The sequence below is a fragment of the Yersinia aldovae ATCC 35236 genome (genome assembly GCF_000173735.1).
Taxonomy (GTDB): Bacteria; Pseudomonadota; Gammaproteobacteria; order Enterobacterales; family Enterobacteriaceae; genus Yersinia; species Yersinia aldovae.
Genome location: NZ_ACCB01000050.1, coordinates 20,874 through 30,034, shown reverse-complemented (window position 1 = coordinate 30,034; position 9,161 = coordinate 20,874). Strand labels below are relative to the sequence as shown.

Genomic DNA, 9,161 nt, shown 5'->3' with positions numbered 1-9,161 from the left:
CTGCCTGACGAGGGTCAAGTGCCTCTGTTGCACCTTCAATCGGCTCTGAAAGCGACTTTTCACGCTGTTTGGCTCTGGCCTGCGCTTTACGAGCCTCGCGAGCGGCAATCATCGCACTGTTATCCGGTATTTGCCCAGCCACTATTTTGATCTCTGTATCGTCGCTATCGGCCGGGCGTGCTAATCGGCTGACTGCGGCTTCTACGGTTTGTTGATCAGCATCGGTGAGTTTGACCGCCGCCTGTTTGTGGCGCAATTCGCGTGCCAGCTTCTCGCGCGCAAGGCGAGCCTGTTTAGCTTCAAAGCGCGCTTTAGCCTCTGCTGCACGGGCCGACTCCTGATCAAGGGCGCGAATTTCTGCTTTTTCCTGACGGTAATACTGCACCAGAGGAATATTACTTGGGCAAACATAGGCACATGCGCCACATTCAATACAATCAAACAAGTTATGATTGCGCGCCTTCTCATGTTCATCACCACGGCTAAACCAATACAGTTGCTGGGGCAATAAACCGGCAGGGCAAGCATCGACACACAACCCACAGCGAATGCAGGATTGCTCCGGCTCAGACAGCCCCATCTCTGCCTCTACGGGGGCTAAAATACAGTTACTGATTTTAACGATTGGCACATCCAGGCTCGGTAAGGTAAAGCCCATCAGCGGCCCCCCCATAATCACCATCGGCTGCGATTGAGGCTGAAAGCCTGCCAGCGCCAGCAGGTGGCGTACCGGCGTTCCGATTCTGGCCCAGAAATTCCCCGGTTGCGACAAGGCATCGCCGGTTAATGTTACAACGCGCTCAATTAACGGCTCGTCGTCGATAATCGCCCGTTTAATTGCCACCACGGTGCCGACGTTGTGCATTAGAACCCCGATGGCAGAGGAGTGTTTGCCAAATGGCACCTCTTTACCGGTCAGCAGCTTGGTTAACTGCTTGGCACCACCCGATGGATACTTGGTCGGCACTACACGTAACTGAATATCTTCATGAATGCGCAATGCGTGGCGCAGTGCGGTAATCGCCTGCGGTTTATTATCCTCAATACCAATCAGCACCTGCTTTGGTTGCAGCAAATGTATCAATATGCGGATGCCACTAACCACTTCATCAGCATGATCTTGCATCAATTTATCATCAGCGGTGATGTAAGGCTCACATTCGGCAGCATTAATAATAAGGGTATTAACCCCGTTCAAACCGCTTTGTAACTTGCTGGCCGTCGGAAAACCCGCACCGCCTAAACCGGCAATGCCCGCCTGATGGATACGATCAAGCAGGGCAGTTTTATCGCGCTGCGTGTAGTCTGCCCACGGTTGTGGCGGTGGCCTGCGGTCTTCGCCATCTGGGGTAATATGCACACATAACTCTGCCAAACCGGAGGGGTGGGCGGTGGTGTGGGGCGCGATAGCGGTGATGGTGCCGGAGGTGGGCGCATGTATTGGCACGGTGCGCCCACGGCCGATGGTCAGCGGTTGGCCTCTTAATACGTGTTCACCTACTTTGACGCACAGTTCACCCTCTGGCCCCAGATGTTGTTGCAACGGAATGATCAATTCATCGGGCAGGGAGGCGACGCGCATTGGCACTGTACTTGATTGCAGCTTCATTTCCGGCGGATGGATGCCACCGTCGAAGTCCCAGATAATATCGTGCTTGCGGGAACTGAACAGCTTAAACATGTTGCTCCACATCTATTATTTTTACGGGGATCATGTGTGAGGCAACGCACTGCGCGGGCAGATTTTTAACCGGAATGGTGTTCAAGTCCCACTTCCAGTTAGCGGTCGTGGTAGCAACCGGGATCATTTCAATGCAATCGGTCGGGCAAGGGGCGACGCACAAGTCACAACCGGTACAGAGATCCGGCAACACCGTATGCATAGCACGGGTTGCCCCGACGATGGCATCAACCGGACAAGCTTGAATGCATTTTGTGCAACCGATGCAGTTTGCTTCATCAATAAAGGCCACTTTACGCAGCGGATGGGCCGCCGTCTCATCGCCGTCCAGCGGTTGAGGCTCCACCGCCAGCAATTCGGCCAGCTTGAGCATCACCTGCTCGCCACCGGGGGCACATTTGTTGATTTTTTCACCGCCGCCAGACACGGCTTCGGCATAGGGGCGACAGCCGGGGTAACCACATTGACCACATTGGCTTTGCGGTAAAATAGCATCGACCTGCTCAACCACCGGGTCACTTTCTACCTGAAAGCGGCGTGCTGCGAAGCCAAGCACTGCGCCGGAAACCAGAGCCAGCGCGCTCAATGCGCCGATAGCAATCCATAGTGACATCATTAGAACTTCACCAGCCCGGTAAAGCCCATAAAGGCCAGCGACATCAACCCTGCGGTAATCAGGGCGATGGCGGAGCCACGGAAGGGCGCGGGAACGTCGGCCACCGCCAGGCGCTCGCGGATAGCGGCGAAGAGCACCATGACCAGAGAGAAACCGGCCGCTGCACTGAAGCCGTAAATTGCCGATTGCATGAAATTATGAGATTGATTCACGTTAAGCAGCGCCACCCCTAAAACCGCGCAGTTGGTAGTGATCAGTGGCAGAAATATCCCCAGCAAGCGATACAGCGCCGGGCTGGTTTTACGCACCACTAATTCAGTGAATTGCACCACCACAGCGATAACCAGAATAAAGGCCAGTGTCCGCAAATAGACCAACCCCAGTGGCAGCAAAATAAAGCTGTTTACCATCCAGGCGCAGACCGATGCCAATGTCAGCACAAAAGTGGTCGCCAGACCCATACCGATGGCCGTCTCCAGTTTTTTGGAGACGCCCATAAACGGGCACAGGCCAAGAAATTTGACCAGAACGAAATTATTTACCAAAACGGTGCCGACAAACAAAAGCAGGTATTCAGTCATTGCGGAGCCTAAAAAAATAAAAGCCGCCTATTATCCAAAATTGGCGGCCAGACGACAACAGATGAAGTGCAGGGTTATTGCTATTTTTCCCTTATTTTAGGGGGGAAAGGTGCGTAATTTCCTTAAATCTCTGTAAAAGTGTGTTTCACTCGCTGCGAACGCTTCATGTAAGGTACAAAAACAGCGGCTGCCAGCAGGGGCCATCCGAGCGTGCGCAAGGCGATATCATCGGAAACCGGTGAGAACGCAAACGCTTTTAAGGCTAATAATACCGTTAACAGCAGCCACAGGATGAACCATTTTGGTAAGCGGCGTGAACGGCTGCAAAACAGCCAGATAACCCATAAGGTATAGACCCACATCAGTAGGGTGGTGGCCACTGAAAAATACCATTGCAGGGTAAAGGCTTGCGAGTTGGTGATGAGGTACTCTCTCGATTCTGGCGTAAAGATAGCCATCGCGTACAGTGTTAACATTAGACTCGCACTGAGCAGTGTCACAATCAAATAAGCCAGCGGGGCCAATAACCAGCCGCCAATACGTTGATATTCCTGTGGTTGAGACATGATGCGCCTTTTTATCTATTAATCAAAAGGGATAACCATTTTGCCATTATCCCTTCTCTGTATCGCGCTAGCTTAACCCGCAAATGCGTCCTTCGTCATCTATATCAATATGATGATACGCCGGTTGCGTGCCCAGCCCCGGCATGGTCATGATATTACCGGCATAAAGGCGGATAAACCCGGCACCCGCTGACACGGCGCAAGCCGTGATCGGCAAGGTAAAACCTTGTGGTGCATTTTTAAGCGCAGCATCGGCACTGATCGAGAGTGGGGTTTTGGCAATACACAAGGGCAGATGGCCGAAACCGGCGGCGGTAATTGCTGCCTGCTGCTGGCGGGCTTGCGGCGTAAAAGTCACTGTAGCTGCACCATAGCGTTGTGCCAACACCTGTAATTTTTGCTCCAGCGAGGCGGTATCCGGATAAGGAAGTCTCGGGGCGGTGGTATGTTCACAGGCTTTGATCACTTGACGAGCCAGTGTGGCGGTGCCGGCTCCCCCATCGGCAAAGGCATCACTGATTTCGCAGGACACTGCGCCGGCAGACATGGCGTAATCGGTTAAAAATGCTAACTCCTCAGCACTGTCGTCCGGAAAGCGGTTAATCGCCACTATGACCGGTAGACCATAACTTTTCACATTATCAATGTGCCACTTTAGATTAGCACAGCCTTTGTTTAGCAACGGAATGTTGGTGTTGAGGATCTCTGCGGGCAGTGGCTGGCCCGGTTTGATATCAAAAGCGCCACTATTGGCCTTTAGGCTGCGCACTGTTGCCACCAACACCACACATGACGGGGCAATACCAGACTGACGGTATTTGATATTAAAGAACTTTTCCATTCCCATATCAGACCCGAAACCGGCTTCCGTCACCACATAATCGGCTAACTGTAAGCCTAATCGGTCAGCCAATACGGAAGAGTTACCGTGTGCGATATTGGCAAAAGGCCCGGCATGAATCAGCACCGGTGTTTGCTCGCTGGTCTGCATCAAGGTGGGGTGAATCGTCTCTTTCATTAACGCGGTCATGGCACCCGCAACGCCCAGGTCATCAGCACTGATCGGTTTATTTTCAAGGGAATAGGCCAGGATAATGCGCCCAATGCGCTGCCGCATATCACGCAAATTTTCGGTTAAGGCCAGAATCGCCATCAATTCTGATGCGGCAGTAATTTCAACATGGTCATCCCGTTCCACACCATGAGACGCGCCACCGATCCCGACCCGAATCTGCCGCAGCGCACGATCGTTATGATCAACCACTCTGGGCCAGAGGATCTGCTGTGGATCAATATTTAACAGGAGCATCCCGGTTTGCTGGCTAAATGCCTGGCCCAGACGCTGTTCATGATATAAGCGAGCATCCAGCGCGGCGGCGGCCAGATTATGCGCCGCGCTGATGGCATGGATATCCCCCGTAAGATGCAGGTTTAATTTCTCCATCGGCAGCACTTGTGACGCGCCACCGCCAGCGGCTCCGCCTTTTACGCCAAAAACCGGGCCGAGACTGGGCTGGCGAATACAGGCAACGCAGCGATGGCCTAATTGGTTAATTCCCTGACTAAGACCAATGGTGGTGACGGTCTTGCCTTCCCCAAGTGGGGTGGGGGTGATACTGGAAACCAAGACTAGCTTACCCTGTAACGCCTCTGGTCTAAGCACCCGAATATCCACTTTGGCCATATAACGCCCATAAGGGATTAAATCGTCCTCTCCCAGCCCCAATCGTTGGGCAACATATTGAATTGGCAACAAATTTGTTTCATCAGACAAATGAGATAGAGGGGGTAAGGCATCGGCAGGCTGGTTCGGAGTCATGGCAAACAAAATTCCTGTTATCAATGATAAAACGTCGGTACTCAGGCTTGAGGCGATAAATTACGGCAAAATTATCGCATAAAGTCGCGCAGGATTTGCGAGATAAATCAATAAATGTGATGCGGTGAGTCACTATTTATTAATATATGAATAAAGTATAACAAATAGAAAACACTGATGAGACATCATCAGCAAAAGATACTCTTCAGCGATTTTCTGTTTAATAAAGATAAAATGAAATTATTAATATTATAAATGCTTACTGTTCAGGGAAATGCTGGCTATTGAACTATATTATTAGTGCCAGCTTATGCACGGTCTCGTACAGTTAAAACTGTTTTGCTGCAATGGAACACTTCCGATAACAGGTCGTTTAATTTATGGATAATCATATTTTCTCCTCATTGATATGCGCATCGCGATTACTTCGCTTGGCGGGAGTGAATGCTGAGGAGATAGAAGTCTTCACACAAAAAATGGCGATAGAAACGTCTACGATGGGTACGCTGAAGTCACTTAACCATTATTTGAAGCAATACTCACACACTTCATCATCCAGGTTAAAAATAAAGAAACTGCCACTCGAACAACTGAAACCTGAACAATTACCCCTCGCATTTCGCGACACTCAGGGAAAGTTTATCTTGTTAGCACGCATCAATAAGGATCAGGTGCTGCTTCAGCACGCTGATAGCAGGCAACCACAAATAATTGATTATAAAGACTTTGCTCTATTGTGGAGTGGCGTCGTGTTCTCTTGCAGTCATTCACGCTTTGATATTCGCTGGTTTATCCCCGTGTTACTGCGCCACAAGCGGCCATTGGTGCAAGTATTGGTGTTATCGCTGCTGCTCCAATTTTTGGCGCTGATCTCACCGCTCTTCTTTCAGGTTATTATGGATAAAGTATTGGTTCATAATGCACTGACAACACTTGATGTACTGATTATAGTACTCGTTATTGTGGGTATATATGAAGTGATATTAAAAGCCTTGCGGGAATATCTTTTTACTCACACGACAACGCGCGTAGATATTTTACTTGGCGGAAAGCTATTTCAACACTTAATCCGATTGCCATTAAGTTATTTTAAGAGTCGTCATGTTGGAAATATTGTCGCCAGAGTGCGTGAGTTAGATAATGTCCGTGAATTCATCACGGGATCGGCTCTGACGTTATGTGTCGATGTGGCATTTACCTTTGTATTATTTATAGTTATGTGGTGTATCTCACCATTACTTACGTCAATAATATTAGCTGCATTACCGCTCTATTTCTTATTAGCTAAACTGACCACTCGCCCCTTACAAGAGAAAGTTGAAGTGCTGTGTTGCTGTGCTGCGCAAAACGGGGCTTTTCTCACTGAAACCGTGGCTGGCGTTGAAACAGTAAAAAGTTTGGCGCTGGAACCCCGAATGCAACAGCGCTGGGAGGGGCAAACGCGTGACTTTGCTCAGGCCAACTTCCGGGTACAAAATCTGCAAAACCTCAGCAGTCAGGCCGCTCAACTGCTGCAAAAAGTCGCAGGCACACTGGTCATTGTAGTTGGCGCATATCAGGTAATGTCGGTGCAACTCAGTATTGGCCAGCTCATAGCCTTTAATATGCTGGCAGTTCAGGCATTAATGCCCATGAGTAAATTGGTTGATTTATGGCAACAAAGTATTCGCGCAGAAGTTGGGTTGAAACTGATATCTGACATTCTCAGTTTGCCTACTGAGCAGGCGGTCGGTGGTGCGCCACCGCAGCGCGACTTTCATGGCAACATCGAGCTGAACGATGTGGTCTTCCGCTATCGCCCAGACTTAGACCCGGTATTACGCCGTTTCTCACTATCCTTGCACGCTGGCGAACATATCGGGTTGGTTGGGCCGTCGGGTTCAGGTAAAAGTACGGTGGCCCGCCTGCTACAACGGTTATACCACGTCGAGCAGGGCACGATTACCATTGATGGTTGCCCTATAAACAATTTCCCCCCTGAATACTTGCGCCGACAAGTGGGGGTGGTGATGCAGGAAAGTTATCTGTTTAACCGTACTGTGCGTGAAAACATTGCACATTCACGCCCGACCGCATCATTAGATGACGTTGTTGATGCTGCATGCCTGGCGGGGGCCAATGCCTTTATTCTGGCTCTGCCGTTAGGTTATGACACCGTATTGTCAGAGGGCGGATCATCATTATCGGGTGGGCAACGTCAACGGATTGCCATTGCCCGTACCTTATTAGCCAACCCGCGTATTTTGATTTTTGATGAGGCGACCAGCGCACTGGATGATGAATCGCAAGCAGAAGTACAGAAAAATATGGCCCGTATCACCGCCGGTAGAACCGTTATCACTATTGCTCACCGCTTATCGACGGTACGGCACTGCAATCGCATCGCGGTGATAACGCAAGGTCAGGTTACGGAACTGGCCAGTCATGATGATTTACTGCAATTGAGCGGTAGCTATGCACGGCTTTGGCAGCAGCAATCTGAGTTTAGCGGTGAGGAAATAAAATGAAGTTGATACAGTTCTTGGCTAAACCTGATTTAGTTAAACAGCTTAAAAAGAGTTGGTCGCGCCGTGTTTCTGGTTCGCGCACCCGTGATGAATATGATTTTCTTCCGGCCTATTTGGATATTGTGGAACGACCGGTGGCACCGCTGGCACGTCGTACTGCATGGTTGTTGGCATTTACATTATTTTTGGTGTTGATTTGGTCAATTGTCGGAAGGCTTGATATTCATGCTTCTGCCAGTGGAAAAGTGATTGTTGCGGAGCATTCAAAAGTGATTCAACCGCTGGAACCGGGGGTTGTGGTCGCGATCAATGTGCGTGATGGCGATCGGGTTGATGCTGGGCAGATTCTCATTGAGTTAAGCCCGATTGGTATTGATGCGGAACTCGGCAATATCAGTCAACAATTAATGCATCGTCACTTAGAAGCGGCTCGCATGGCGGCGTTATTGACGGATGACCCTTTAGCCAATTTTTCGCCACCGGATGGCAGCGCTCCGAATTTGGTGAGTGCCAGTTCAGCACTGTTGCTCAAAGAACATAACGAAGTGAGCGCTGAATTATCACGTCAGGAGAGTGAAATGGCGGTTAATCAGGCTCAGTTCCAGGCGGGTATAACCAGCGTCGCTAACCAAAATGCTTTATTGAAAAACATTCATCAACGGCTAGAGGCTTTGCGCACATTAGCAAAGTCTAAATCGATTGCTCAGGTTGAATTATTGGTGCAAGAACGCGAATGGCTGGTTGCGCGTGCTGAGGCTAGCCGCCTGCAACATGAGCAAGAGATACTCCAGGCGAAAACCTACAGTTTGGCCCAAACGCGGTTGCATTATCTGGCGGAAAAAGATCGCAGTTATCGTGAACGGCTCAATAAAACTCAGGAAGTTATCAGTCAGTTACAGCAAGAGCAGATCAAACTGACAGAAAAGCAGCGTCAGCAAACTTTACGAGCACCGGTGGCGGGAGTGATACAGCAATTGGCGGTTCATACTCATGGCGGCGTTGTCACGGCGGCTCAGCCTCTAATGGTGCTGGTGCCGGAAAATCACCCATTAGAACTTGATGTCATGATCCTCAATAAAGATGTGGGTTTTGTGTTGCCGGGGCAGGAAGTTGAAGTAAAAGTAGATAGCTTCCCTTATACCCGTTTCGGAACGTTAACCGGCGAGGTCAAGCACATTTCTCGCGATGCAATGGAGGATCAACAGCAGGGACTGGTGTTCCCGGCTCGCATTCGGTTATTCAGCGATACACTGATTGTCGAGGGGGAACCGGTACGTTTGTCTGCGGGCATGGCTGTCAGTGCGGAGATCAAAACCGGTCGTAGGCGAGTTATTGATTATTTACTCAGCCCATTGCAGCAATACCAGTCTGAAGCGATGAGGGAGCGTTAA

The 9,161-nt window shown here is 50.1% G+C and carries 7 protein-coding genes; 2 read left to right on the top strand and 5 right to left on the bottom strand.

Features of this window, described 5'->3' with window-relative positions; all coding sequences use genetic code 11:
• The 5 genes from rsxC to YALDO0001_RS17330 all read right to left on the bottom strand — a co-directional run.
• On the bottom strand, positions 1-1,681 hold a 1,681-nt coding region (gene rsxC / locus YALDO0001_RS17350; RefSeq protein ID WP_042840423.1), incomplete at its 3' end, for an electron transport complex subunit RsxC.
• Positions 1,674-2,297: an electron transport complex subunit RsxB gene (gene rsxB, locus YALDO0001_RS17345; RefSeq protein WP_004705031.1), complete on the bottom strand. Its 624-nt coding sequence runs from the start codon at positions 2,295-2,297 to the stop codon at positions 1,674-1,676. The genes rsxC and rsxB, both read right to left, overlap by 8 nt.
• Positions 2,297-2,878: an electron transport complex subunit RsxA gene (gene rsxA, locus YALDO0001_RS17340; protein WP_042545918.1), complete on the bottom strand. Its 582-nt coding sequence runs from the start codon at positions 2,876-2,878 to the stop codon at positions 2,297-2,299. The genes rsxB and rsxA overlap by 1 nt, the downstream gene beginning before the upstream one ends.
• A 122-nt stretch (positions 2,879-3,000) precedes the next feature.
• The gene (locus tag YALDO0001_RS17335) at positions 3,001-3,444 is read right to left on the bottom strand and encodes a DUF2569 domain-containing protein (protein ID WP_004705028.1); all 444 of its coding nucleotides are present in this window, start codon (positions 3,442-3,444) and stop codon (positions 3,001-3,003) included.
• Between the two features lie 67 nt (positions 3,445-3,511).
• Positions 3,512-5,263 carry a formate--tetrahydrofolate ligase gene (locus tag YALDO0001_RS17330; RefSeq protein WP_042840421.1) on the bottom strand — a complete coding sequence of 584 codons (1,752 nt, stop codon included), beginning with the start codon at positions 5,261-5,263 and terminating at the stop codon, positions 3,512-3,514.
• Between the two features lie 380 nt (positions 5,264-5,643).
• Here YALDO0001_RS17330 and YALDO0001_RS17325 point away from each other — a divergent pair, with 380 nt between their 5' ends.
• Together YALDO0001_RS17325 and YALDO0001_RS17320 are read left to right on the top strand one after the other, a co-directional pair.
• Positions 5,644-7,770, top strand: coding sequence for a peptidase domain-containing ABC transporter (locus YALDO0001_RS17325; protein WP_042840420.1), 2,127 nt, complete (start codon positions 5,644-5,646; stop codon positions 7,768-7,770).
• Positions 7,767-9,161, top strand: a complete 1,395-nt coding sequence (locus tag YALDO0001_RS17320) for an HlyD family type I secretion periplasmic adaptor subunit (protein WP_042840419.1) — start codon at positions 7,767-7,769, stop codon at positions 9,159-9,161. Before YALDO0001_RS17325 ends, YALDO0001_RS17320 begins: the two co-directional genes overlap by 4 nt.